General features: G+C 36.8%; 27 protein-coding genes, 1 tRNA gene, 1 other RNA gene and 1 riboswitch. Of the genes, 5 read left to right on the top strand and 24 right to left on the bottom strand.

Going from position 1 to position 23450, the window contains the following annotated elements; genetic code table 11:
- The first annotated feature begins 264 nt into the window (after nucleotides 1-264).
- Nucleotides 265-1170, top strand: a complete 906-nt coding sequence (gene cyoE, locus JEOSCH030_RS09260; protein WP_185126353.1) for a heme o synthase — start codon at nucleotides 265-267, stop codon at nucleotides 1168-1170.
- 36 nt (nucleotides 1171-1206) lie between these two features.
- Here cyoE and JEOSCH030_RS09265 read toward each other — a convergent pair whose 3' ends face one another.
- From JEOSCH030_RS09265 to aroD, 8 genes are all read right to left on the bottom strand, one after another.
- Nucleotides 1207-2034, bottom strand: coding sequence for a MetQ/NlpA family ABC transporter substrate-binding protein (locus tag JEOSCH030_RS09265; RefSeq protein WP_185126354.1), 828 nt, complete (start codon nucleotides 2032-2034; stop codon nucleotides 1207-1209).
- Between the two features lie 38 nt (nucleotides 2035-2072).
- Complete coding sequence (locus JEOSCH030_RS09270) at nucleotides 2073-2765, bottom strand: methionine ABC transporter permease (protein WP_185126355.1); 693 nt, start codon at nucleotides 2763-2765, stop codon at nucleotides 2073-2075.
- Complete coding sequence (locus tag JEOSCH030_RS09275) at nucleotides 2762-3784, bottom strand: methionine ABC transporter ATP-binding protein (protein ID WP_185126356.1); 1023 nt, start codon at nucleotides 3782-3784, stop codon at nucleotides 2762-2764. Before JEOSCH030_RS09275 ends, JEOSCH030_RS09270 begins: the two co-directional genes overlap by 4 nt.
- 75 nt (nucleotides 3785-3859) lie before the next feature.
- Nucleotides 3860-3958, bottom strand: a riboswitch (SAM riboswitch).
- A gap of 42 nt (nucleotides 3959-4000) precedes the next feature.
- The gene (locus JEOSCH030_RS10975) at nucleotides 4001-4234 is read right to left on the bottom strand and encodes a thioredoxin family protein (RefSeq protein WP_407929476.1); all 234 of its coding nucleotides are present in this window, start codon (nucleotides 4232-4234) and stop codon (nucleotides 4001-4003) included.
- Between the two features lie 31 nt (nucleotides 4235-4265).
- A complete protein-coding gene (locus tag JEOSCH030_RS09285) occupies nucleotides 4266-4673 on the bottom strand; it encodes a toprim domain-containing protein (RefSeq protein WP_185126358.1) in 408 nt (135 codons plus the stop codon).
- Between the two features lie 91 nt (nucleotides 4674-4764).
- A complete protein-coding gene (gcvH, locus tag JEOSCH030_RS09290; protein ID WP_185126359.1) occupies nucleotides 4765-5145 on the bottom strand; it encodes a glycine cleavage system protein GcvH in 381 nt (126 codons plus the stop codon).
- Nucleotides 5146-5211: 66 nt separating this feature from the next.
- Nucleotides 5212-5568, bottom strand: coding sequence for a Spx/MgsR family RNA polymerase-binding regulatory protein (locus JEOSCH030_RS09295; protein ID WP_185126360.1), 357 nt, complete (start codon nucleotides 5566-5568; stop codon nucleotides 5212-5214).
- 199 nt (nucleotides 5569-5767) lie between these two features.
- Nucleotides 5768-6484 (bottom strand): type I 3-dehydroquinate dehydratase, encoded by a 717-nt coding sequence (aroD, locus tag JEOSCH030_RS09300; protein ID WP_185126361.1) that lies wholly within the window; start codon nucleotides 6482-6484, stop codon nucleotides 5768-5770.
- 132 nt (nucleotides 6485-6616) lie between these two features.
- Here aroD and JEOSCH030_RS09305 point away from each other — a divergent pair, with 132 nt between their 5' ends.
- The gene (locus JEOSCH030_RS09305; protein WP_185126362.1) at nucleotides 6617-7174 is read left to right on the top strand and encodes a DUF4352 domain-containing protein; all 558 of its coding nucleotides are present in this window, start codon (nucleotides 6617-6619) and stop codon (nucleotides 7172-7174) included.
- Between the two features lie 35 nt (nucleotides 7175-7209).
- Here the strand turns inward: JEOSCH030_RS09305 and JEOSCH030_RS09310 are convergent, their stop codons facing one another.
- From JEOSCH030_RS09310 to secG, 7 genes are all read right to left on the bottom strand, one after another.
- Complete coding sequence (locus JEOSCH030_RS09310; RefSeq protein ID WP_185126363.1) at nucleotides 7210-7620, bottom strand: organic hydroperoxide resistance protein; 411 nt, start codon at nucleotides 7618-7620, stop codon at nucleotides 7210-7212.
- Nucleotides 7621-7691: 71 nt separating this feature from the next.
- Nucleotides 7692-7892: a CsbD family protein gene (locus tag JEOSCH030_RS09315; RefSeq protein WP_185126364.1), complete on the bottom strand. Its 201-nt coding sequence runs from the start codon at nucleotides 7890-7892 to the stop codon at nucleotides 7692-7694.
- 232 nt (nucleotides 7893-8124) lie between these two features.
- Nucleotides 8125-8484: a transfer-messenger RNA gene (ssrA, locus tag JEOSCH030_RS09320) on the bottom strand.
- Nucleotides 8485-8539: 55 nt separating this feature from the next.
- The gene (gene smpB / locus JEOSCH030_RS09325) at nucleotides 8540-9010 is read right to left on the bottom strand and encodes an SsrA-binding protein SmpB (RefSeq protein WP_185126365.1); all 471 of its coding nucleotides are present in this window, start codon (nucleotides 9008-9010) and stop codon (nucleotides 8540-8542) included.
- A gap of 6 nt (nucleotides 9011-9016) precedes the next feature.
- Nucleotides 9017-11323 (bottom strand): ribonuclease R, encoded by a 2307-nt coding sequence (gene rnr / locus JEOSCH030_RS09330; protein ID WP_185126366.1) that lies wholly within the window; start codon nucleotides 11321-11323, stop codon nucleotides 9017-9019.
- Nucleotides 11324-11337: 14 nt separating this feature from the next.
- Entirely contained in the window at nucleotides 11338-12093 is a 756-nt protein-coding gene (locus tag JEOSCH030_RS09335; protein ID WP_185126367.1) for an alpha/beta hydrolase, read from the bottom strand.
- 126 nt (nucleotides 12094-12219) lie between these two features.
- Complete coding sequence (secG, locus tag JEOSCH030_RS09340) at nucleotides 12220-12450, bottom strand: preprotein translocase subunit SecG (RefSeq protein WP_185126368.1); 231 nt, start codon at nucleotides 12448-12450, stop codon at nucleotides 12220-12222.
- 175 nt (nucleotides 12451-12625) lie between these two features.
- On the opposite strand from secG, the gene JEOSCH030_RS09345 reads away from it, so the two are divergent.
- Nucleotides 12626-13507, top strand: a complete 882-nt coding sequence (locus JEOSCH030_RS09345) for a nuclease-related domain-containing protein (protein WP_185126369.1) — start codon at nucleotides 12626-12628, stop codon at nucleotides 13505-13507.
- A gap of 583 nt (nucleotides 13508-14090) precedes the next feature.
- Here JEOSCH030_RS09345 and eno read toward each other — a convergent pair.
- The 8 genes from eno to JEOSCH030_RS09385 all read right to left on the bottom strand — a co-directional run bounded on the left by eno (nucleotide 14091) and on the right by JEOSCH030_RS09385 (nucleotide 20662).
- Entirely contained in the window at nucleotides 14091-15389 is a 1299-nt protein-coding gene (gene eno / locus JEOSCH030_RS09350) for a phosphopyruvate hydratase (protein ID WP_185126370.1), read from the bottom strand.
- A gap of 48 nt (nucleotides 15390-15437) precedes the next feature.
- Nucleotides 15438-16949 (bottom strand): 2,3-bisphosphoglycerate-independent phosphoglycerate mutase, encoded by a 1512-nt coding sequence (gene gpmI / locus JEOSCH030_RS09355; protein WP_185126371.1) that lies wholly within the window; start codon nucleotides 16947-16949, stop codon nucleotides 15438-15440.
- Nucleotides 16942-17700 (bottom strand): triose-phosphate isomerase, encoded by a 759-nt coding sequence (gene tpiA / locus JEOSCH030_RS09360; RefSeq protein ID WP_185126372.1) that lies wholly within the window; start codon nucleotides 17698-17700, stop codon nucleotides 16942-16944. The genes gpmI and tpiA overlap by 8 nt, the downstream gene beginning before the upstream one ends.
- 4 nt (nucleotides 17701-17704) lie before the next feature.
- On the bottom strand, nucleotides 17705-18901 hold the full coding sequence (locus JEOSCH030_RS09365; RefSeq protein WP_185126373.1) for a phosphoglycerate kinase: 1197 nt from the start codon (nucleotides 18899-18901) through the stop codon (nucleotides 17705-17707).
- Between the two features lie 150 nt (nucleotides 18902-19051).
- Complete coding sequence (locus JEOSCH030_RS09370) at nucleotides 19052-19309, bottom strand: glutaredoxin family protein (RefSeq protein ID WP_185126374.1); 258 nt, start codon at nucleotides 19307-19309, stop codon at nucleotides 19052-19054.
- A 2-nt stretch (nucleotides 19310-19311) separates the two neighbouring features.
- Nucleotides 19312-19773: a threonine/serine exporter family protein gene (locus JEOSCH030_RS09375; protein WP_185126375.1), complete on the bottom strand. Its 462-nt coding sequence runs from the start codon at nucleotides 19771-19773 to the stop codon at nucleotides 19312-19314.
- A gap of 11 nt (nucleotides 19774-19784) precedes the next feature.
- A complete protein-coding gene (locus JEOSCH030_RS09380; RefSeq protein ID WP_235962268.1) occupies nucleotides 19785-20573 on the bottom strand; it encodes a threonine/serine exporter family protein in 789 nt (262 codons plus the stop codon).
- 17 nt (nucleotides 20574-20590) lie between these two features.
- A tRNA-Arg gene (locus JEOSCH030_RS09385) sits at nucleotides 20591-20662 on the bottom strand.
- Between the two features lie 198 nt (nucleotides 20663-20860).
- Here JEOSCH030_RS09385 and clpP point away from each other — a divergent pair.
- Nucleotides 20861-21445 carry an ATP-dependent Clp endopeptidase proteolytic subunit ClpP gene (gene clpP, locus JEOSCH030_RS09390; protein WP_185126376.1) on the top strand — a complete coding sequence of 195 codons (585 nt, stop codon included), beginning with the start codon at nucleotides 20861-20863 and terminating at the stop codon, nucleotides 21443-21445.
- A 95-nt stretch (nucleotides 21446-21540) separates the two neighbouring features.
- Nucleotides 21541-22455 (top strand): TIGR01777 family oxidoreductase, encoded by a 915-nt coding sequence (locus JEOSCH030_RS09395; RefSeq protein WP_185126377.1) that lies wholly within the window; start codon nucleotides 21541-21543, stop codon nucleotides 22453-22455.
- Nucleotides 22456-22505: 50 nt separating this feature from the next.
- Here the strand turns inward: JEOSCH030_RS09395 and whiA are convergent, their stop codons facing one another.
- The gene (gene whiA / locus JEOSCH030_RS09400; protein WP_185126378.1) at nucleotides 22506-23450 is read right to left on the bottom strand and encodes a DNA-binding protein WhiA; all 945 of its coding nucleotides are present in this window, start codon (nucleotides 23448-23450) and stop codon (nucleotides 22506-22508) included.

Here is a 23450-nt window from a genome sequence, read left to right on the forward strand (position 1 = left end):
TAAAAATATTAAAAAAGATAAAAACCAGATAGCTTTTGCTATCTGGCAAAGGGGTTTACTTTATAAAATCAATCAACACACTTATAATATATGGTTGATGACTTTAACAAACCAAGGTCAATTCAGTTAATCTTTTTATAACATATAATTACCCGCCTTTATAAAGATAAAACATAAATTGTCATAAATTCATCTTGTTTTTTCCTTTTTAAAGTTTAGCGACTGTTATAATGTTATTTACACTATATTTTGTGAGGGAATACTTTGAACACACACAGTTCTGAAAAAGGCGTTTTATCGTCTTTACTTCATTTTATTACAAATATTAAATACCTTTTAAAAGGAAAAGTACTAATCGCAAATGTCTTACCTGTCTTTACAGGCTTTTGGTTAGCACTTTACTTTTCAGGTCATACATTTTCACATCACTTTTGGGATTTTTTACTCACTATGATTGCGAGCACCTTAGTCATTTCTGGTGCGCTCATGTTCAACAACTGGTTCGAACATGACTTAGATCAAAAGATGGAGCGTACAAAAGCACGCCCGACAGTGACTGGCGATTTTTCATTAAGAAGTGTTTTAATTGCTGCTATTGTCTCAACCATAGTTGGTTTAGGTCTCATGTTAAGTACTACCATTGAAGCCTTCATCTATTCATTTTTAGGCTGGTTTTTCTATGTCGTTATTTACACATTTTGGACTAAGAGAAGATATACAATTAATACGATTATCGGCAGTATTTCTGGAGCCTTCACACCTTTGATAGGTTGGGCAGTTATCATGCCTGCCAATCACTTAATTCCCATCGCTTTGTTCTACATACTGTTTATTTGGCAAATCCCCCATACAATTGCTATTGCAATTAAACGTCTAGGTGATTATAGAAGAGCTGGTGTCCCTATGCTACCTGTCGTAGTTGGTGTGGATGCTGCAGTCAGACAAAATATGTACTATATACTAGCGCTCTTACCGGTACCAATACTTTTATACCAATCGCTTGGATGGATCTTTTCCATCGTTTCTTTAATTCTCAATATCTTATGGATTATACTTGCTGCCAAAGGTTACAAAGTAAAAGATAAACAAACATGGGCCGATAAAAACCTCAAATTCTCTTTAATCTACTTAATTATCAGTCTGATGTTGATGATTGTTTTAACAATATAAAAAGTCCTGAGCTAAAAGAAGCTCAGGACTTTTATCTTATTCAGCCGGAATGATTGTGCCGTTATAATTTTCTTCTATAAATGTCTTGATTTCATCAGACTGTAATACTTCAATTAATCTTTGTAGCTCTGGACGTTCTTCATCACCTGACCTTACTGCAATAAGGTTAGCATAAGGTGAGTTTCCATCTTCAACAACAATTGAATCATCCACTGGATTTAAGTCAGCATCGATTGCGAAGTTGGCATTGATAATCACAGCAGGTGCTTCATTGTTTTCATACATGCTCACTAACAGCTCAGGCGCTGTATTATTGTCGAAATTAAAGTCATGTGGATTTTCTGTAATATCATCAAAAGTTGCATCTTGGATTTCAATACCATCCTCGATTTCAATTAGACCTGCATCTACGAAGAATGATAAGAAGCGTCCTTCTTCAGCCGGATTATTAGAAACTAGAATAGTAGAACCATCCGGAATATCTTCTAATGAGTCATAATCATTTGAATAAACAGCCATCGGTTCAATATGAACATTACCGATACTTGTTAAATCATAACCGTGAGATTCAATTTCACCATCAAGATAAGGTGTATGTTGGAAGAAGTTTGCATCTACTTCTTCATCAGCTAGTAATCTATTCGGTGTAACATAGTCATTAACGATCTCAACATTTAATGTAATATCTTCTTCTGCTAAAATTTCAGCAGCTTTTTCTAAGATTTCAGCATGTGGTGCGGGTGATGCAGCCACTGTGATTTCTTTTGCCTCTCCTTCTTCAGAAGCAGACTCCGAATCATTACCACAAGCAGCTAAAAACAATACTAAGGCAAACAGAGTAACAAAACTAAATAACTTTTGCATTGGGCATCCTCATTTCATTTATTTTATATTAATGATGATCAGCGTTTATCGACTGCTTTAGAGACAAAGTCTCCAACAATTTGGATGATAAACACGATAATCAGAATTACTACAGTAGCAACAAGTGTGACATCTGGTTGATTACGTGTAAAACCAACCATATAGGCTAAGTTACCTAGACCACCGGCACCAATAACACCGGCAATAGCAGTTGAACCAACTAACATAATTGAGGTCACTGTAATACCTGATAAGAGTGCAGGTAGGGATTCAGGAATTAATACTTTCCAAATAATTGTCCAAGTATTAGCACCCATAGACTCAGCTGCTTCAATAACACCTTTATCTATCTCTTTAAGGCCAATTTCTACAAGTCTCGCATAAAATGGTGCGGCTCCTATAATAAGAGCGGGTAAGGCACCATTTGAGCCCATTACAGTACCCATGATGGCTTTAGTAAAAGGCATGAGTAAGATAATTAATATAATAAATGGTATTGCTCTGAATAAGTTAACTAAAAAGGAAGTCGTTCCATACAGTGGTTTGGATACTGTTGTCTGACTCTTGTTCGATAAGAATAAAATAATACCTAAAATCAAACCAATGATGAAAGATACCAGTGTTGCAATCACTGTCATATAAATAGTTTCATAGGTCGCCTCTACTACAGCATCCCACTTCACATTTTCAAAAGATAACATCGTTTGAAATTCACTGATTAAACTATTCATTTATCTTCCACCTCCAAGCTCACATCATGCTTAGCAAATTCCTCAGTAATTTGCTTCAAGGTTTCATCATTGATATCTAACGCGAGATAGAGATGGCCATAAGATTCTTGGTTGGTCTCCTTGATATTTCCTGAAATAATATTGACATCTAAGTTATAATTTCTAATCACTTCTGAGACAATCGGCGATTTTGTTTTTGTACCGATAAAATTCAATTTAACAATGGTAGAAGTTGGGAATGATTTTCTAACCTCATCCATAGCCACTTGATGATCATCATCTGAAATATCATCTTTGACGAAGCGTCTTGTCACAGATGATTGTGGGTTTTGGAATAGTTCGATAACTGGAGCAACTTCTACAACTTTACCGTTTTCCATCACTGCAGCACGGTCACAAATTTTTCTAATCACATGCATTTCATGTGTGATAAGTACAATCGTTAAATTCATTTCCTTAGTGATGTTAACTAGTAAATCTAAGACCTCATCTGTCGTTTCCGGATCTAGTGCACTTGTTGCTTCATCACATAGTAAAACTTCTGGTTTGTTGGATAAAGCTCGAGCGATACCCACACGTTGTTTCTGACCACCTGATAGCTCTGAAGGATAATTATTTTCTCTACCTTCTAGTCCAACTAAACGGATAAGTTCCGTTACTCTCTCTTGTCTTTCTTTTCTAGGCACACCTGCAATTTCCATAGGAAAGCTGATGTTTTCAGCAACGGTACGTGACCACAGTAGATTAAAGTGTTGGAAAATCATTGAAACTTTTTGTCTTTTTTGTCGTAACTCAGATTTAGACATCTTACTAATGTCATCTCCAGATACAACAATTTCTCCAGCACTTGATTCTTCAAGACCGTTTAATAACCTAATCAAGGTTGATTTACCAGCACCTGAATAGCCGATAATGCCAAAGATTTCTCCTTCTTTAATGTGAAGGTCAACTTTATCTACTGCTGTAATATTTTGTTTTTTAGTTTTAAACACTTTAGTGACCTGTCGTATATCTATCATTCATCTTATTCCTTTCTAAATAACACAAAAAGCCTGCTCTTTTAAATATGAGCAGGCTTTTAAGGTATCTTATGCCTCTCATCTTTAGGTTTGAACCATGTGATTTAGCACCTTGTCAAAAAGACGGTTGCCGTGGCTTCTTAGGGCACTTCCCTCCACCACTCTTGATAAGAGTTTTCTATTTGATTGTATTACATATTATCAGACAATATTATACTAGTCAACCAGGAATTGATCAAAAATCTCGTTAAGGTAAGGCACAGACTGAAACGCATAAATTTCTCGGAACAGCTTACCATTTTTAAATAGTAACAAAGCCGGAGCCGAACGGATCTTAAAAAGTTCGATAAGATCCTTATGATAATTCAAATTTAATCTTTCGTAGTCTATACCTCTCATCTCTGTAACAACTTGTAACATTGTCTCTGAAATATCACATGTCTTACACATAGATGCATAACCAAAAATAATGTAGCGCTCTTTAGCCTGTATATTCTTTAATATATCTTCCGTTTGAATGACCTGTTTCACGATAAAACTTACCTTTCATAATTAAAGCTGTATTGACATAAAAACCATGTCTTAAGAGGAGATTAGCGAGATAGTCATGTGGACAGCGTCCGACTTCTCCAAATTTTGGATCAATATATATATGTGTACTTTCACTTAAATGTCTTTTAAACCACTGACGAATTTTTCTTCCTTCCTTATCCGCATCAGAGAGGATATATATTTCTGAGTCACCCAGTTGCTCGAAAATTTCATCTAGTTTAGAAATGCCCATTGTACCATAAGTACATATGATGCGAGCTGGTTCTACTAGCACTTCCTCTAGACGACGTTTATCAGTCTTACCTTCAACAATAAGTACTTTATCAGAAAGATTCATTCGTATCACCCTTAGTTAAATTTTATACAAATTCACTCGAAGTAATAAATATTGGTTTAAAAAAACTCCGGACAATAGTCCAGAGTCTTAATTATTCTTCAATTTCTGCTTGGTAACCAGCAGCATCAAGAAGACCTTCTAATTCGCTTTCATCTGAAAGTTCAACTTTCATCATCCAAGCACCTTCATAAGGATCTTCGTTTACAAGCTCAGGGCTATCTTCTAATTCCTCGTTAACACTAACGATTGAACCAGAGACAGGAGCCACTAGGTCAGAAACAGTTTTAACTGATTCTACGCTACCGAATGAATCACCTTGTGATAGATCGTCGCCTTCTTCTGGAAGCTCAACAAATACAATATCACCTAGTTCTGATTGTGCGAAATCTGTAATTCCAATAGTGGCAGTATTTCCTTCAACCTTGATCCATTCGTGGTCTTTACTGTACTTCAAGTCTTGTGGTAATGACACGCTAAAACCTCCCTTTTAACTTATCATATATATTGTTACATATATATCATACACTAGACCAGCAAGTTAATTCAATAATGCATTTTTATAAGCTTCTTCTTTGAAGCCTAATAAAACTTCATCATCAAGCACAAGCATTGGTCTCTTGATAAGCATACCATCACTGGATAATATTTCTAATTTTTCGTCTTCAGACATATTATTTAGTTTTTCTTTCAAACCTAATTCTTTAAATTTACCGCCTCTTTTATTAAAAAAGTCATCACTTGAAAATGATGAGCGGTCCACTAAACCTTTTAAAGTGTCTTTAGACGGCACATTTTCAACCATATCAATCGCTGTAAAATCTAGATCATGATCAGTTAAAAATTTCTTTCCTTTACGGCAAGTTGTGCATTTCGAATATTCATAAAAAGTAATCATAAAGTCCTCCTAAAGATATCTTCTTACTTTAATTTTAACCTAGAATGAAAATTTTTGACACTAGAAACACAAAAATGCCCAAAACCTCAGGGGAAGGTCTTGGACACAGGATTTGGGGTGAAAAAGAGTGTATTTATATCTTCTAGTGCTACCCTAACAAACTTTTATTGTTTTACTATTAAAGAATTGTAAAAATGTCTTAATCATCTTTTATAGGAAATTGTTTTCTAAGTTCTGTAATATGAATTTGTCCAGGTGCTGCATCTCGACTGATAAAGCCATAGGTAAAGACAGAAGCTTTTTCAAGACGAGTTTCTTTACCAAGTTCACCCATGGAAATACCTACAATCTTATTACCATATTGTTCTTTAGCTTTTTGAACAATTGAGGTTACTCTTAAGACATCTTCCTTTGATTGAGGCATATAGGAAAATTTGAACACATCTCCCTTAAGGTCATCCATGTCCTTAAATAAAGCTTCAATTTCTTCTTTAGAATCTGTCTTTTTAAAATCATGATGACTCAATAAGACTTTTATATGATGATCATCAGCAACCTCTTTAATTTCCTTAACAATATCCTTGCCGATTTTCACTTCTATATCTATATAATCTATATTCATCATCTGACAGATACCTTGTAAGAGTGCTTGGTATTCTACTGTCGTTTTTGATCCTTTTCCGCCCTGACTTGCTGTGCGATAAGTATAGATAATTTCTTTTCCTTTTGCCTTAAAGGTATTAATAACATTCTCTACGATATTTATATGATCTTGACGGTTTAAAGCATCAAAACCGTCTCCTCTAATCTCTACAATATCAAAGTCATTTATATGATTTAAGGCAGATTTAATTTCATCATTGATTGCATCTGCATTGTAACCTGAAAATGTTACAACTATTTTTGTTAAATTCATCTCTATTACCTCTTATTTTGTTATAAAATAATATGTATCACGTTGTATTGTACTATAATCAATCTGTACGTGCAGTGAAATTTTAAAATGTGTAGCTACCATCAAACATATCATAGTGACGGAGGAAATAGATTGAAAAAATTTTTACTCTTAGGCAGTGTCACGTCTATACTGTTTTGCGCTGCTTGTTCAGATACTGAAGAAGATTTAGAAATTAAAGAAGAGTCCTCCATAACCGACAGTGAAAAAAAAGAGGATGAGGAAGTAGAAGCAAACAAGGAACAAAAAGAAGAAACTCCTGTTGAATCAGATAATCTACAAATTGGAGATTCCGCTACTATTAATGACATTACAGTAACCATTAATAAAGCCTATTTGACCGATGAAAGAAATGACGACAATCTTATCGATGTGAGTGGTGTTCTAATCTTAGAAGTAACCTATGAGAATAACTCCAGTGAAGTTTTCCCAACTGGTCGAGATATCATAGTCGAGTCTAATGGTGAACTTGCACATTCTTATGATTTAGAAAATACCTTATTAGAAGATATACAACCTGGAGAAAGCATCGAAGGTCGAATGGCCTACGGTCTCGAAAATGAACCTGAAGATCTCACTGCTACTTTTGAACCGCTCATCAATAACGAAGGTGAATCAGCAATATTTGATATAAAACCAGACACAAAATAGGACCAGTCCGTCGGACTGGTCCTTGTTCATAAAAATTATTCTACTACTTCTACTGATAAGTCAACATCGATGTTTCCACGTGTTGCTTTTGAGTAAGGGCAGAAGTCATGTGCTTGTTGAAGATATTTTTCGGCGTCTTCTTGAGACATGTTTTTAACTTTAGCAGCAATCGCAACACTCAGTTTCACGCCTTCACCGTCTTCTTCTAGTCGAACAGTTAAGTCAACTTCTGGTTCAGCGTCACGCACGCCACCTTTTTTAATCATTAAATCAAAAGCACCATTAAAACAAGATGCATAACCTGCAGCGAATAATTGCTCTGGGTTAACACCTTCGCCACTTTGATCTGGTGGAATTACCGGTAAGTCAATGACATTGTCAGATGTTTTTACGTGTCCTTTACGGCCACCCGTATTTACTGCACTTACTTCATATTTCACAGCCATCAATATTCCTCCTAGAATAATCTTTGTATAAAAATGAAGCCATAACTAAATACAGCTCCACTAAATCTTACTTATTTTTTAAATTTATCTGATAAGTTATCAATTGCGTCATTCGCTTTGTCAGATGCTTGTTCTACTTTTTCTTTAGCTTTTCCAGCAAACTTATCGTTTTTACCTTCTTTTTCAAGATCTTTGTCTCCAGTAGCGTTACCTACAGTTTCTTTAACGTTACCTTTAGCTTGCTCTAATTTGCTATCTTTTTCTTCTGCCATGAAAAAACACTCCTTTAAAAGTAGTCAATTATTTCTTGTACATTAATATGAATTCCCGTTTATTTAGACTTTAAACATCGATTAATTAATTTTTATTAAATAAAAAAACTACTATTAAATGCTGCAATAATTTTAAAATATGTAATCACTGTGTCACTTCTGTGTTGAAACTGTGTTACTTGGTAAATAAAAAAGCCATAAGCGTATATGTATCAACGCTTACAGCTTTCATATATGGAGACGGCGGGAGTTGAACCCGCGTCCAGAGACCTTGCAACATTTCTTTCTACGTGTGTAGTTCATTTTTCAGTTTCGCATGGGTGATGGTAATGAACTGACCTCAGTCCATGCTAGTCCGATTGATCTCTTCCTTTTGTCTTCTGACTGCAGACTAAAAGGCGTATCCTATTATAGTTGAATCATCGTCACGGGCCATAGGAAAGCTCATGGGATGATGCAGGCTGACTAGGCAGCTACTGCGAAATTGTTTTGTTTGCCAGTTATTATAAACTGAGTATCGTTGATGACGAAGCCGAAACCTCCGACACGCTTAAAATGTCCAAACAGCCCCTGTCGAATCCGGAACGTCCCCGGATTATTAAAGTCGAGCATCATTTATTATAACACGATTAAAATCAGGAAACAAATTAACGATACTGTTCCTTTAAGGCACGATCAATATCTCTTTTCATTTGTTTTTTCTTCAAATCTTCGCGTTTATCATATTTTTTCTTACCACTCGCAATACCTAAAAGCATTTTACATACCCCATTTTTAATATAGAGTTTCAATGGGATTAAGGCATTCCCTGGCTGTTCAATGTGCCCTCTTAATTTATTGATTTCTTTACGATGTAACAGTAACTTTCTATTTCTTAATGGATCATGGTTATAACGGTTTCCTTCTTCATAAGGGGCGATATGCATGTTATACACATACATTTCGTCCTTATAAATACGTGCAAATGAATCCTTTAAGTTAGCTGAACCTCGTCGAATCGATTTTATTTCAGTACCTTGCAAAACCATACCGACCTCTATTGTGTCTTCGATCGTATAATCATGACTCGCTTTTCTATTTTGAGCCAAGGGTTTTGTCTTATTTTGTGACTTCTTCATAAACCTCTACTTCCTTTTTCCTTTTTTAGGTGCTCCCTTATAGAATGGTTTTTTAGCTGAAGGATTCCTACTACCTCCACCTTTTTTAAAGCTCCCTTTTTTCTCTCTTGAACGGGTTTTTTCTTTTTTATTACCTTTAATTTCAACCGGGCCGCGTCTTCTTTCGCGCGGTTTTCTCTCAGGCATACCGACCACTTTAAAGTCGATAAGACGTTCATCAAGATTCACACCGATTACTTCTATTTCGACCTTATCTCCAATGCGATACATTGTTCCAGTACGTTCACCTATCATAGCCATCGCTCTTTCATTGAAGTTGTAATGGTCATCAGTCATATGACTGACATGAACGAGCCCTTCAATGGTATTAGGTAATTCAACGAACATACCGAAGTTCATAACGCCTGCTACAACACCTTCGAATTTTTCTCCGACGTGTTTCATCATAAATTCTGCTTTTTTGAGATCATCAGTATCACGTTCAGCATCTTGAGCACGTCTTTCACGTTCTGAAGTATGCTTAGCAATATCTGGTAAGATACTCTTATTGTGACGAATCGTCTTAGCATCTGTCTTACCTTGAATTAAATACTCTCTGATCAAGCGATGAACGATCAAGTCTGGATAACGACGAATTGGTGAAGTAAAGTGTGTGTAATATTCAGTAGATAAACCAAAGTGACCGAGTGATTCTGGTGAATATTTAGCTTGTTGCATTGATCTCAGCATCAGAGTTGCAATCACCATCTCTTCAGGTCGCCCTTTTACTTCTTCAATAATTTCCTGCAAGGCATGTGGATGAATTTGATTACCTTTACCTTTAACAACCACACCAAAGCCTGTTAAGAAATCAAAGAATTTACTTAATTTTTCTTCCTTAGGATCCTCGTGTATACGGTACATGAAAGGTACATCCATCCAATAGAAATGTTCTGCGACTGTTTCATTCGCAGCTAACATAAATTCTTCAATCATTTTCTCACCAGTACCACGGTTACGTAGTACAATATCTTCTGGCGTACCATCTTCTCCAACAGCTACAGCCGCTTCATCAAAGTCAAAATCGATCGCCCCACGTTTTTCACGTTTGTTTCTTAAAATTTGTGCGAGCTCTTCTGCTTCTTTAAGACGCGGATAAACTTCTTTAAACTCTGAAATGACTGCAGCATCTTCATCTTCAAGCATAAGATTGACGTTTTTATAGGTCATTCGATAATCAGAGTTAATCACGCTTTCAAAAATCTCATGATTAATTGCCTTACCTTGTGGATTAAATTCCATTCTACAAGATAAGCTTAAACGGTCGACATGTGGATTCAATGAGCATATACCATTGGATAGACGATGCGGAATCATCGGGATGACTCGGTCAACTAGGTAAACACTCGTGCCACGTTCATAAGCTTCTTTATCGATTGGGGAATCTTCTGTAACGTAATGACTGACATCAGCAATACTAACTGTAAGTTCATAGTTACCATTATCTAGTTTTGTCACACTGACAGCGTCATCTAAGTCTTTAGCATCTGCCCCATCAATAGTAATAGTGAATTCATCTCTTAAATCAACGCGTCCTTTTGTATCTTCTTGGTTGATTTCTTCTGGAATCTCTTCTGCTTGTTTTAAGACATCCTCAGGGAATTCAATATCAATTCCGTGCTGATAGATGATTGATAATATATCGACTCCAGGGTCATTTTTATGGCCTAAGATTTGTATGATATGACCTTCTGGATTATCGTGGCTTCCGCTATCCGGGAATTTAGTAATCTCAACTAAAACTTTATGTCCATTAATTGCACCTAGGTTTTGATTTCTTGGGATAAAAATATCTGTCTTAAAAGTCTTAGAATCAGGAACGACAAAACCAAAGTGTTCACTCGCATTATACTCTCCAACTAGTTTGGTTACTCCGCGTTCAATAATGCTTATAACATGCCCTTCAGAATTATCACCACGTGATTTTTCTTCGACTTCAACTAAAACTGTGTCTCCGTCTAAAGCACCGTTAACACCTGTCGGCGGTATAAATATATCTTCAATTTCTTCATCTTCAGCTCTTAAAAAGCCAAAGCCTCTTTTATGCATAGAAAGTGTCCCTTTAACTCTGTTTGAATCAGGCACTTTCATATATTTGTCTTTTTTAGTGCGATATAACTTACCGGATTCTTCCAGAGAGACCAAAGTTTTCACCAAGTCTTTGAATTCATCCGAATCATCCACGTTAAAAGACTCTTTAAATTCATCTATTGTCATCGGTTTATAGTCATCGCTGTTGACGATAGCCATTATATTGTTTTTATAGTCTCTCATTGTAATCCTCCAAATTATTCATAAGTAAGTATGTCGTGTGCTGTTGTAAATCGGTAAATATCTTCAAATAATTCTCCCTTAGCTTGATCAATCGTTAACACGTGGCCACCATCTTTATACCACTCTAGTTCTTTTTCTTCAGTACCTACATTGTCAAAAATAATGTTCGCACTGTCAGGATTAATAACCTCATCCTTTTCACCTTGTGCAACAAAAGTTGGGACCAGGATATCTTCTAATTTCCCTTTTACCATTTTGATAAACGTTCTGATATCTTCGAAAGTGTCTGTCATCTCTAGTTTTTCGAGCTCTTTATCAATTTGGTCAGGGGTTAATTTTTCAAACATTCTTAAATATTTTTCAGTATATTGTGTAAACTGGCCATAAAGTGTCTCAGAATCTTTTAAGTACATCGGGCTACACACAGTAGCTACACCTGTGACATCTCTATCTAAGGAAAGATTTAAAGCGAGTACACCACCGATAGATACTCCTACCACAAAGATATCCTCATAACCTTCACCCTTTAAAAAGTCGTAAGCATCTACCGCTTGTTTATACCAAATATAAGGTGATGACTTTGTGATATTTTTAGGATGTTCGGCATGTCCTTCATAGTTAAAGCTATAAGCCGTCATCCCTTTTTTCTCAAAAAATCTGCCGAGCTGTCTTACATCTGAAGTGTTACCGGTAAAGCCATGCAGAAGCAGTGCCGCAGATTTACCACTATCTTTTTTAAAGTAAAAATTCTCTGGTAGTTTAAAGTTCATGCCGTCACTCCTGATAAAAATTCTTAACTTTATTGTACGCTAAAAGTTGTGCTTTCTAAAGACAGATACTTGTAGGAACAAAAAAAGCCCTATCCGAAACAGTCGGATAGGAGCGCTTTGTTCACCTTAGCCTAAATATGTTAGCAGTAACATGATCAAAAAGAATAGAATTGACAAAATAACAGTTGCTCTGTGTAAGATTAAATCCATACCGCGCGCTTTTTGTTTACCGAACATTTGCTCAGCACCACCACTAACTGCACCTGAAAGACCGGCACTCTTACCCGATTGCAAAAGAACAGTTGCGATTAAAGATATGCACACTATGATTAACAGAACAATAAGTAGAGTCTGCATGAAGATACCCCTCCGATTTATATTAACAGTATAAATAATATCAAAAGTAGCCCTTCACTGCAATGTATAACAAGTATTTGTAATCTACTTGTCATATTGAAACTGTTAAAAACTTCTTGCTGATTTTAAATTTTTGTCATTTTGAGAAAATTTTAGCTCGTTATATATTTTACTTATGCGCATAATACCTTTAAAACTCCAACAATTACACATTTTAAAAAGACGCTCAATACTTAGCGAAAGTGAAAGTAAGGAATACAACAAGCTGCAGTCAGGCTATTTAGGAGAACTTGAATTCGATAAAATTCTAGATGAATACTTGAAGGATCTAGAATTTTATCATCTAAAGGATTACAGGTTTAAAGTGAATACATCAGAGGAGGTTCAGATTGACAATTTATTAATTAGTGGGGATCGTATCTGCACATTTGAAGTGAAAAATTATAATTTTGATTTAAGCTATGGCAGTAAATCGTGGCATTTTGTGAATGGTGAAGAATTTAAAGATTTAAGTATGCAAGTCAATCGTCAGAGGATAGCCTTACAGCAATTACTGAAGAAAGGTAGTTTCCATAGTGCTGGAAATAGTGTGCTGTCTCATTTAGCCTTCGTTAATCCTGAACAAACTATTTATAATATGCCAAATTATGAAAATTTGATTGTGCCGTCGAATGTGAAGCAGAGGCTATCTAGGCTATGTAAGTCTAATAACTATGATCAGTCTTCGCTCTTTGAATTTTTGGAAAGTCAGCGTTTAGCTAAATCTTTTTACGATGTTCCAGTCGATTTGGATTTTGAACAATTACGGTCTGGACTCTACTGTTATCAATGCGAATCCACTATTGAACTCGATAAAATCCATAGAAATTTGTATAAATGCAAAAATTGCAAAACTGACTATAAAATATTACAAATTTTAGAAAACCTGCTTTTGGAGATTAAGGCTCTTAACGACAGTTGGAAAGTCACACCGACGATGCTACTTAAGCTTAGTGGGGGAAGAATTAGTAAAGCAACTTTGCATAAATATATAAAGGAAGGGAAGTTAAGATTATAGTTTAATTTTGTCCATAAGTCATACTATATTTAATGACTTATGGACTTTTATAGTCTCTTTGTCTATTCGACCACAATTTTGTCAGCACTTATAGATTTTTCAACCTCTTTTGTCTATTCGACCACAGTTTTGTCAGTACTTATAGACTTTTCAGCCTCTTTTGTCTATTCGACCACAGTTTCGTCAACACTTATAGACTTTTCAACCTCTTTTGTCTATTCGACAACAATTTTGTCAGCACTTATAGACTTTTCAGCCTCTTTTGTCTATTCGACAACAATTTTGTCAGTACTTATAGACTTTTCAACCTCTTTTGTCTATTCGACCACAGTTTTGTCAGCACTTATAGATTTTTCAACCTCTTTTGTCTATTCGACCACAGTTTCGTCAGCACTTATAGACTTTTCAACCTCTTTTGTCTATTCGACCACAGTTTCGTCAGCACTTATAGACTTTTCAACCTCTTTTGGTGATAAGTGCCAAGTTCTGATACAACTTATCACCACCCCCAACTTTCAAACCACACCCACACAACAAAAAGCCTCCCCTTCAGCAAAAGGGGAGGTCATAAATCAAGATAATCTTAAATATTTAAGTTATAGAAGGAATCGAGTCCTCTATATGTCGCTGTTTCGTATAGTTCATCTTCGATGCGTAGCAATTGATTGTACTTAGCAACGCGATCGGTGCGTGATGGTGCACCAGTTTTGATTTGACCGGCATTTGTTGCTACTGCTATATCAGCAATTGTAGTGTCTTCTGTCTCACCTGAGCGGTGTGAAATAACAGCAGTGTAACCAGCGCGTTGTGCTGTTTCTATCGCTTCAAATGTTTCAGTGAGTGTACCGATTTGGTTTACTTTAACTAGGATTGAGTTTGCGACGCCTTGCTCAATTCCTTCAACGAGTTTCTCTGTGTTTGTAACAAAGAGGTCGTCACCTACTAATTGAACTTTATCGCCAATCTTATCTGTGAGTAGTTTAGTACCTGCCCAGTCGTTTTCATCTAGGCCGTCTTCGATTGAAATGATTGGATACTTCTCAACCATATCGCTGTACCAGTTTACAAGTTCTTCTGAAGAGTATGTCTTACCTTCACCTTTTAACTCGTAATTTCCACTGTCTCTGTTGAAGAACTCACTAGATGCAGCGTCCATTGCTAGGACAATATCAGTCCCTAGCTCATACCCTGCACTTTCAACAGCTTCAGCAATGACAGAAAAGGCTTCTTCGTTTGATTGAAGATTTGGTGCAAAACCACCTTCATCTCCGACAGTTGTGCTATATCCTTTTGAAGATAAAACTTTCGCTAGATGATGGAAAACTTCTACACCCATTCTTAAGCCTTCTTTAAATGAGCCTGCACCAACTGGCATAATCATAAATTCTTGGATATCAATGTTATTGTCTGCATGTTCACCACCGTTGATGATGTTCATCATTGGTACTGGTAGTTGTACTGCATTAAATCCACCTAAGTACTTGTATAATGGTTGACCTAAAAGGTCAGCTGCTGCTTTAGCGACAGCAATGGATACACCTAGAATTGCGTTAGCACCAAGTTTGGCCTTATTTTTCGTGCCATCTAACTGAATCATCATCTTATCGACTGATACTTGTTCTAAAACAGTAAAGTTACCATCGATTAGTTCTGGAGCAATGATTGAATTAACATTTTCTACAGCTTCTTCTACACCTTTACCTAAGAAGCGTGATGAATCACCATCACGAAGTTCTACCGCTTCGTATTCCCCTGTTGACGCACCTGAAGGTACGAGGGCACGGCCAAATGCGCCGCTCTCAGTCAATACTTCGACTTCAATTGTAGGATTTCCTCTAGAGTCTAAAACTTCACGTGCATACACATCTGTAATTAATGGCATTTCATCTACTCCTTCTAATTTGATTTAACGATTTTATTATAACTTATTTTATGATAAAAGGCTCTCACCTGTCATCTCACTTGGTTGTTCTATGTTTAAAAGCTCAAGTAGTGTCGGTGCTAAATCAGCGAGTCGACCGTCATTTCTAAGCTGTGCATTTTTCCGCGTTAAGATAAGCGGAACCGGATTTGTCGTATGTGCTGTCATCGGATTACCGTCGAGACTAATCACTTCATCTGCATTCCCATGATCGGCAGTAATAATGGCTTCACCATTCTTTTCAAGAATTTTATCGACTACTTTTCCAAGGCACTCATCGACCGCTTCTAAAGCTTTGATTGTCGGTTCTAACATACCACTATGGCCAACCATATCGGGATTTGCAAAGTTTAAGATAATCAAATTTAAGTTATCTTGATCTATTGCGTTGAGTAACTGGTTAGTGACCTCATATACACTCATCTCAGGTTGTAAGTCATAGGTTGCTACCTTCGGTGAAGCGACTAGAATACGAGATTCACCTTCAAAGGTTTCATGACGTCCCCCGTTCATAAAATAGGTCACGTGAGGATACTTTTCAGTTTCAGCAATGCGAAGTTGAGTTTTACCCGCCTTCGACACGACTTCACCCACAGTGTTGACTAAGTTATCTTTATCAAAAACTACACTTGCTTTAACCTCATCACTGTAATGAGTAAAAGTTGCAAAGTTTAAGTTTTGAAGATGGCTTAGACTGTCGATTTCAGAGAAGTTTAAATCTGTTAAGCTCCTACTAAGTTGGGCTGCACGGTCGGGTCTGAAATTAATAAAGATGACTGCGTCATTATCTTCAATAGTCTGACTGTCGCCAACTGTAAAAGGTTTGACGAACTCATCGTAGACTTCTGCTTTATATGAAGCAGTAACACCCTCTGTAGCACTCTGGAATTTATCACCTTGCCCATGAACTAAGACATCATAGCTAAGTTTGACACGGTCCCAGCGTTGATCTCTGTCCATGGCATAATAGCGGCCAGAGATCGTTGCAAATTTACCAATGCCGATCTCTTTAAACTTCTCTTCAGCTTTTTCTATAAAGGTTAAAGCAGATGCTTTACCAACATCACGCCCGTCAAGAAAACCGTGAACATAGACTTCTTTTAAGCCAGCAGCTTTTGCCATCTTAAGAATAGCGAACATATGATTGTAGTGTGAATGCACACCGCCATCACTTAAGAGTCCCATAATATGTAGGTGACTGTCGTTAGTTAAAGCATGTTGAATTGACTGTTTTAAGACTTCGTTATCATAAAATTCTCCGGTTTCAATCGCTTGATTGATACGCGTTAAACTTTGATAAACGATACGGCCAGCCCCAATGTTTAAATGCCCGACTTCAGAATTACCCATCTGTCCTTCTGGTAAGCCGACATCTAAACCTGATGCTTTCAGTAAAGTGTTAGGATAAGTATCCAGATACTTTTTAAAGTTAGGCATAGATGCTTGTTTGACGGCATTGCCATAGACTTCTTGTCTTTCTGCAAAGCCGTCTAAAATAATTAAAGCAGCTAAATCAGTCATGGCTAGCACCTGCTAGTAATTGTAAATAATCATCCACTTTTAAGGAAGCGCCGCCCACAAGTGCGCCGTCCACATGTTCTTTGGACATCAAGTCTTCTATTGTCGCAGGTTTCACTGAGCCACCATATAAAATACGAACGTTTTCAGCAGTCGCTTGATTATATAAATTAAGCACTGTGTCTCTAATGATTTCACACATAGCGTTTGCATCGTCACTTGACGCACTTTTACCAGTGCCTATTGCCCAGATTGGTTCATAAGCAATCACCAACTCTTTAACATCATCTTCTTTTAAACCTTGAAGAGCACTTGTTACTTGTTGTTGCACTTTTTCTTCATGTTTACCAGCAGTTCGCTCCTCATCAGTTTCTCCCACACAAACGATAGGAATCATACCTACACTCAGCACTGCCTTATTCTTTTTATTCACATCACTATCAGTTTCTCCGAAAATTTCACGGCGCTCTGAGTGCCCAGTAATCACATAAGTCATGTTAATATCTTTCAACATGGCTGCTGACACTTCACCAGTAAAAGCACCCTTTTCTTCAAAATAAACATTTTGTGCACCAATTTTAAGTCCTGAATCTTTAGCTCTGTCAGACAGTATAGTGAGACTTGTAAATGGGCCACAAACAGCGGCTTCAACATCGTCTGGTAATTTATTAGTCAGTAATTGGTCGATAAAATCCTCGGTCTCTGTTGCTGTCATATTCATCTTCCAGTTACCTGCGATAAGTGGTTTACGCATATGCTTAGTCCTCCTCTACATTATCAATGGCTTTTAAGCCTGGTAATTCTTTACCTTCTAAATATTCAAGTGACGCTCCACCACCTGTTGAAATGTGACTGAAATCATCTTTAAAACCTAGAGCCTGTGCCGCACTTGCAGAATCTCCACCACCGATGATAGTAATAGCATCTTCTAAACCAGCGATTGCCTTACAAACACCTACTGTGCCGTGTGAGAAATTAGACATTTCAAATACACCCATTGGTCCGTTCCAAACAACAGTTTTCGCACCAGCTAATTCTTTTTCATACAGTTTAACTGTTTCACTCCCAATGTCTAAAGCCATCATATCATCTGGTATTTGATCAACTGATACAGTCTTGTGTTCAGCATCGTTAGAAAATTCACTAGCGACAACTAAATCAACAGGGAGTATGAGTTTTCCATCAGATTGTTTCAAGAGGTCTTCAGCAGTTTGAATGTTATCTTGTTCTATTAAAGAAGTGCCTATTGAATGTCCCTGTGCTTTAAGAAAAGTATTAGCCATACCGCCACCGATTAGAATTTTATCAGCCTTTGTTAAAAGGTTTTGAATGACAGATATCTTATCTGATACTTTAGCACCACCTAAAATCGCGACGAAAGGTGTTTTAGGTTCATCTACTGCACTACCAATAAAGTCAATTTCTTTTTTCATTAAAAATCCAGATGCTGTAGGTAAATGCTGGCTGATTCCAACGTTTGAAGCATGCTCACGATGAGCTGTTCCAAAGGCATCATTGATAAACACATCACCTAAACTCGCCCAGTAGCGTCCAAGTTCTGGATCGTTTTTACTTTCTTTCTTACCATCTAAATCTTCATATCGAGTATTTTGAACTAAGAGCACCTCTCCATCAGGGAGTTCATTAATTGCTTCTTCTAGTTCAGAGCCCCGTGTTTTATCACTGAAGAGAATTTCTTTATCCATCAGTTCACTTAAACGTTTTGCAACGGGTGCCAAGCTGTATTGAGCCTTATCTTCTTCTGTTTTGACACGTCCTAAGTGAGAGAAAAGAATGGCTTTCCCTCCTTTTGCAAGTACATAAGCAATTGTTTTGATTGCAGCCTTAATTCGAGTATCGTCTGTAATCTCTCCATCTTTTAATGGCACATTAAAATCTGCCCGAATCAAAACTTTTTTACCTGCTAATTCAATATCTTCAAGAGTCTTTTTCATGAATACGCCTCCAGATTTATAGTCATTTTAATTATACATATCTCAAGTGATGATTGAAACATCAAAAGCAATCAAATAAAAAAAGACCGTCAATCCAAAAAAATAAGCCGTAGGTTAGACGATTAACCTACGACTCAATTCTTATCTCTTCTATTGTTTACTTTTTTCTTTGACATAATCATAAATCGTTACAAAATCTAGCATGCCTTCTTGAATAATTTCTTCACCATCTGCGAGAACAGGGATACGAACCATATATTCTTCTTGGAGTTTATCGTCCTGATCGATATTTACCTCAGTTAATTGTACAACTTCATCTCTTAACTCTGATAGAGCAAGCTGTAGCTGAAGTTTTCCTTCATTACATAGCTGACAATTGTCACGCGTGTAATAAGTTAGATTAAGCATGGTCAAGCCTCTTTCTTCCTTATATTTTTAAGTTTACGTTTAAGCGTTTGAATCAACGAATCAAATAATTCTGTAGAAATAATCCCCATTGCAATTGCCATGGAAATAAGGGCAACTTGAAAGCCATACGATAAGGCTAAATTGTACTCATCTAAGACGATACTGCGCATTGCGTTATAAGCCGTTCCACCTGGTACTAAGGGAATAATTCCACAAGTAATAAAGATGATAACAGGCGCTTTAAGTTTTCTTGAACTCGCAATTGAAATTGCCGTTAAGACAATGGCACCTAGAAATGAAGCAATCACACTATCGATGCCATATTCAGTGGCGATGTAAAAGATCAACCAACCAAAAGCACCGCTTAAACCGCCGGCTAAAATCGTCCGTCTTGGGGCATTAAACAGTATGCCAAATCCAGCAGATGCTATAAAACTAAGAATGAGTTGAAAGATATAGACCATTAAATGCCCTCCTACATCATCATGAATACTAAGCCGACCCCGGCACCAATCGCAATGGCAGTCAATGACGCTTCTGCACCTTTCATGGTGCCTGCTAAAATATGCCCGCGGATCATTTCTCTAATCGCATTGGTAATCAAGACACCTGGTACTAAAGGCATGACTGCAGCGATAATGATCGTTTCAAGTTGGCTACCTGGTCCAAATTCAACATATAATACTGCGGATAAGGCGATAAAAAAAGCAGCAAAGAATTCATTGAAAAATTTAATTCTCGTATATCGCTGAATACTTTCAGTGATCAAGACACCAACCGCACCTCCAAAAGCTGCGATCGGTAAGTCCGATGGCACCCCGTCAAAGAGTAGCAAAAACATAGCTGAGACAATCGCCCCAGCAGTGATGACTAACCAAAAGGGGAACATCTTGGTCTCATGAATATTTTCTATACTTTTAATAGCATCTTTGATCGGCAAGCCTCGAGTAATCTGTCTAGATAAATCATTAATATTGACGACTTTCTCTAGGTTATTTGCCCGTTCTTCTATTCTAATTGTTTGAGAAAGTGAATAGTCATTCATGGAGAGAATGATGACGGTTGTTGTGACGAATACTTGTACATTGTCGATACCATAATTGTTAGCCATCCTAACCATAGTGTCTTCGATGCGATAAGTTTCGGCTCCACTCTCTAGCAGGATCTTTCCACTATTTAAACAGACGTAGAATACTTTTCTAACAAACCTATCGTCCAAACTATCATCAGGCTTATCAACTTTTTCAAGTTCTTCAACCGGCAAATTCCTCACCTCTTTAGCACCCCCGAGAAGGATCGAACTCCCATCTTAAGAACCGGAATCTTACGTGTTATCCATTACACCACGGGGGTAAATTAATAAAAAGAACAAAACTCATTATAGCAGTTAAACATGCACTATTAAAGCCTTAAATATTGACGAAAGGAGGCTCTGAGTAATATGATAAAAACCATACTTACTTACAAATCGTTTTCTTCGACCTTATTTGACTAATATGATATAAATATAATTAGACAAAGATCTTAGATATGATTACAGGAGGCAATATTATGAATTTGATACCTACAGTTATTGAACAAACAAATCGCGGTGAACGTGCTTATGACATTTACTCAAGACTGCTTAAAGATAGAATTATTATGATCGGTAGTGCCATTGATGACAACGTGGCTAACTCAGTAGTCAGTCAGCTTTTATTCTTACAAGCTCAAGACTCTGAAAAAGATATCTATCTTTATATTAACTCACCAGGTGGTAGTGTGACAGCTGGTATGGCAATTTACGACACTATCCAACACATTAAACCTGATGTGCAAACAATTAGTCTTGGACTTGCAGCTTCTATGGGTTCATTCCTACTCACTGCTGGTGCTAAAGGAAAACGCTATGCGCTTCCTAACGCTGAGATTATGATTCACCAACCTCTAGGTGGTGCACAAGGTCAAGCAACAGAAATTGAAATTGCAGCCAAGCACATTCTACAAACACGTGAAAAACTAAATAAAATCTTAGCTGAACGTACTGGTCAACCACTAGAAAAAATTGAAAAAGACACTGACCGCGATAACTTTATGACAGCTGAACAAGCTAAAGAATATGGTTTAATTGACCATGTTATGGAACCAGAAAAATAATATAATATGATTATTAAAGAGTTTAAGTCAAACCGTGACTTAAACTCTTTTTTCAATTATTATAGGGGTAACAAACTCTTTAGGAGGCTCTTGTAGTGAATATACTTATTTCCGGCGGTACAGGTTTTATCGGTAGCCATTTAACAGATGCCTTTAAGAAAGATTACCATCACGTTTATATTTTGAGTCGTCAAGAAAAATCTAGCGAACACCCATATGTACACTACGTCCAATATGATTCTGAAAACTACAATGATCTGACTTGGGCAAGAGACTTACCAGACGATTTTGATTTAGTTTACAACTTTTCAGGAGCAACGCTGAACCATAAATGGTCAGAAGACTATAAAGAAGAAATAGTGAGCAGCCGTTTAAATATGACCAATATGCTCTATCAGTGGCTGTTTGATTCAAAGATTAAACCACTAGCTTTTATTAACGCGAGTGCAGTCGGTTACTATCCAACAAGTAAATTAGTTGAGTATGATGAATATGATATTTTATCTCCAAATGACTTTTTATCAGAAGTTGTAAACCGGTGGGAACATGCTGCCGAGCAAATAAAAAGTCTTGGTATTCGTACTATTTACGCACGCTTTGGTCTGATTTTAGACCGCCATCACGGCGCTTTAAAAGAGTTAGAAAAACTATACAAGGTCAATCTCGGTGGTAATATCGCATCGAGCCGTCAGTGGTATTCTTGGATCCATATTGATGATGTAATCAATGCACTTTACTTCATCGGCCTCAATTCTGATATTGAAGGTCCAGTGAACATCACAGCCCCTATTCCTGTTAGGCAAAAAGACTTTTCTAAAGTACTCAGCGCCATTATCGGCAAGCCTAACTTCTTTAAAACCCCAGCCTTCCTACTCCAAACAATGTTAGGAGAAAGAGCCATGCTGATTACTGAAGGTCAAAAAGTTCACCCAAGGAAATTATTAAATAATGACTTTAAGTATTTATATCCAACCTTAGATCAGGCACTTGAAGCACTTTATGATAAATAAAATAAGCCCTTACCATAGTCTATTAAAAACTAAGGTAAGGGCTTTACTGTTTATAAGACAAGTTCTTCACCATTTCTTAACTTGTCGGCAATTTCATCTAGCTTTCTTAGACGGTGGTTCACACCTGATTTTGAAATTGCACCTGTTGACACAGCCTCTCCAATTTCTTTTAAGCTCATCTCTTGGTTTTCCACTCGAATTTTAGCAACTTCTCTCAAGCGCTCAGGCAATTCTTCTATGCCAATTTCCTGATCAATGAACTTAATATTTTCGACCTGTCTCATAGCTGCATTGACGGTTTTATTAAGATTGGCTGTTTCGCAATTGACCAGACGGTTAACTGAATTACGCATATCACGAACAATACGAATATCTTCAAATTTTAAGAGGGCTTGATAGCCACCAATCAAACTTAAAAAGTCTGATATTTTTTCAGCTTCTTTTAAGTACACTAAGTATCCTCTTTTTCTATCGATAAACTTAGCATTTAAACCATAACCATTCATCAGCTTAGTCAATTCGCTGGCATGCTCTTCATAAAGGGTCGCAATTTCTAAATGATAGGCAGACGTTTCTGGATTATTCACAGAACCACCTGCTAGAAATGCCCCTCTTAAATAAGAGCGTCTACAGCAATCTTTAGATAAGATCTCATCAGTGATTGTATTGATTAAGACACCATCTGAGAAAATTTTTAAATCGGATAAAACATCTTTGGTTTCATTTTTAATTCGGCAAATATATACATTATTCTTTTTCAGTTTCATTTTTCTGCGGACTAATAAATCTATTTCAATCTTATATACATTTTTAATCAGACTAAATATTCGTCTTGCGATTGCTGCATTCTCTGTCTGAACGTTAATGACCCACTGACCATCAAAATATGAGACTGCACCATTCATTTTGATTAGTGCAGACAGTTCGCTCTTCATACAGCATTCATCTACTTCGACACGGGTTAATTCATTTTTCATTTCGGAAGCAAATGACAT

It is taken from the genome of Jeotgalicoccus meleagridis, from assembly GCF_903994045.1.
Taxonomy (GTDB): Bacteria; Bacillota; Bacilli; order Staphylococcales; family Salinicoccaceae; genus Jeotgalicoccus; species Jeotgalicoccus meleagridis.

Bases quoted from the DNA above. Each gene is read 5' to 3' on its own strand.
- eno (WP_185126370.1), bottom strand. From the start codon at position 15,389: ATGCCATTAATTACAGATGTGTATGCACGTGAAGTTTTAGACTCTAGA.
- JEOSCH030_RS09345 (WP_185126369.1), top strand. From the start codon at position 12,626: ATGCGCATAATACCTTTAAAACTCCAACAATTACACATTTTAAAAAGA.
- JEOSCH030_RS09335 (WP_185126367.1), bottom strand. From the start codon at position 12,093: ATGAACTTTAAACTACCAGAGAATTTTTACTTTAAAAAAGATAGTGGT.
- smpB (WP_185126365.1), bottom strand. From the start codon at position 9,010: ATGAAGAAGTCACAAAATAAGACAAAACCCTTGGCTCAAAATAGAAAA.
- gpmI (WP_185126371.1), bottom strand. From the start codon at position 16,949: ATGACTGATTTAGCTGCTTTAATTATTTTAGACGGCTTTGCAGAAAGA.
- JEOSCH030_RS09315 (WP_185126364.1), bottom strand. From the start codon at position 7,892: ATGGCAGAAGAAAAAGATAGCAAATTAGAGCAAGCTAAAGGTAACGTT.
- secG (WP_185126368.1), bottom strand. From the start codon at position 12,450: ATGCAGACTCTACTTATTGTTCTGTTAATCATAGTGTGCATATCTTTA.
- JEOSCH030_RS09375 (WP_185126375.1), bottom strand. From the start codon at position 19,773: ATGGTCTATATCTTTCAACTCATTCTTAGTTTTATAGCATCTGCTGGA.
- JEOSCH030_RS09275 (WP_185126356.1), bottom strand. From the start codon at position 3,784: ATGATAGATATACGACAGGTCACTAAAGTGTTTAAAACTAAAAAACAA.
- JEOSCH030_RS09370 (WP_185126374.1), bottom strand. From the start codon at position 19,309: ATGCTTAATCTAACTTATTACACGCGTGACAATTGTCAGCTATGTAAT.
- clpP (WP_185126376.1), top strand. From the start codon at position 20,861: ATGAATTTGATACCTACAGTTATTGAACAAACAAATCGCGGTGAACGT.
- tpiA (WP_185126372.1), bottom strand. From the start codon at position 17,700: ATGCGTAAACCACTTATCGCAGGTAACTGGAAGATGAATATGACAGCA.
- JEOSCH030_RS09270 (WP_185126355.1), bottom strand. From the start codon at position 2,765: ATGAATAGTTTAATCAGTGAATTTCAAACGATGTTATCTTTTGAAAAT.
- JEOSCH030_RS10975 (WP_407929476.1), bottom strand. From the start codon at position 4,234: ATGTGTAAGACATGTGATATTTCAGAGACAATGTTACAAGTTGTTACA.
- aroD (WP_185126361.1), bottom strand. From the start codon at position 6,484: ATGAATTTAACAAAAATAGTTGTAACATTTTCAGGTTACAATGCAGAT.
- whiA (WP_185126378.1), bottom strand. From the start codon at position 23,450: ATGTCATTTGCTTCCGAAATGAAAAATGAATTAACCCGTGTCGAAGTA.
- JEOSCH030_RS09310 (WP_185126363.1), bottom strand. From the start codon at position 7,620: ATGGCTGTGAAATATGAAGTAAGTGCAGTAAATACGGGTGGCCGTAAA.
- JEOSCH030_RS09295 (WP_185126360.1), bottom strand. From the start codon at position 5,568: ATGATTACTTTTTATGAATATTCGAAATGCACAACTTGCCGTAAAGGA.
- JEOSCH030_RS09365 (WP_185126373.1), bottom strand. From the start codon at position 18,901: ATGAAAAAGACTCTTGAAGATATTGAATTAGCAGGTAAAAAAGTTTTG.
- JEOSCH030_RS09265 (WP_185126354.1), bottom strand. From the start codon at position 2,034: ATGCAAAAGTTATTTAGTTTTGTTACTCTGTTTGCCTTAGTATTGTTT.
- rnr (WP_185126366.1), bottom strand. From the start codon at position 11,323: ATGAGAGACTATAAAAACAATATAATGGCTATCGTCAACAGCGATGAC.
- JEOSCH030_RS09285 (WP_185126358.1), bottom strand. From the start codon at position 4,673: ATGAATCTTTCTGATAAAGTACTTATTGTTGAAGGTAAGACTGATAAA.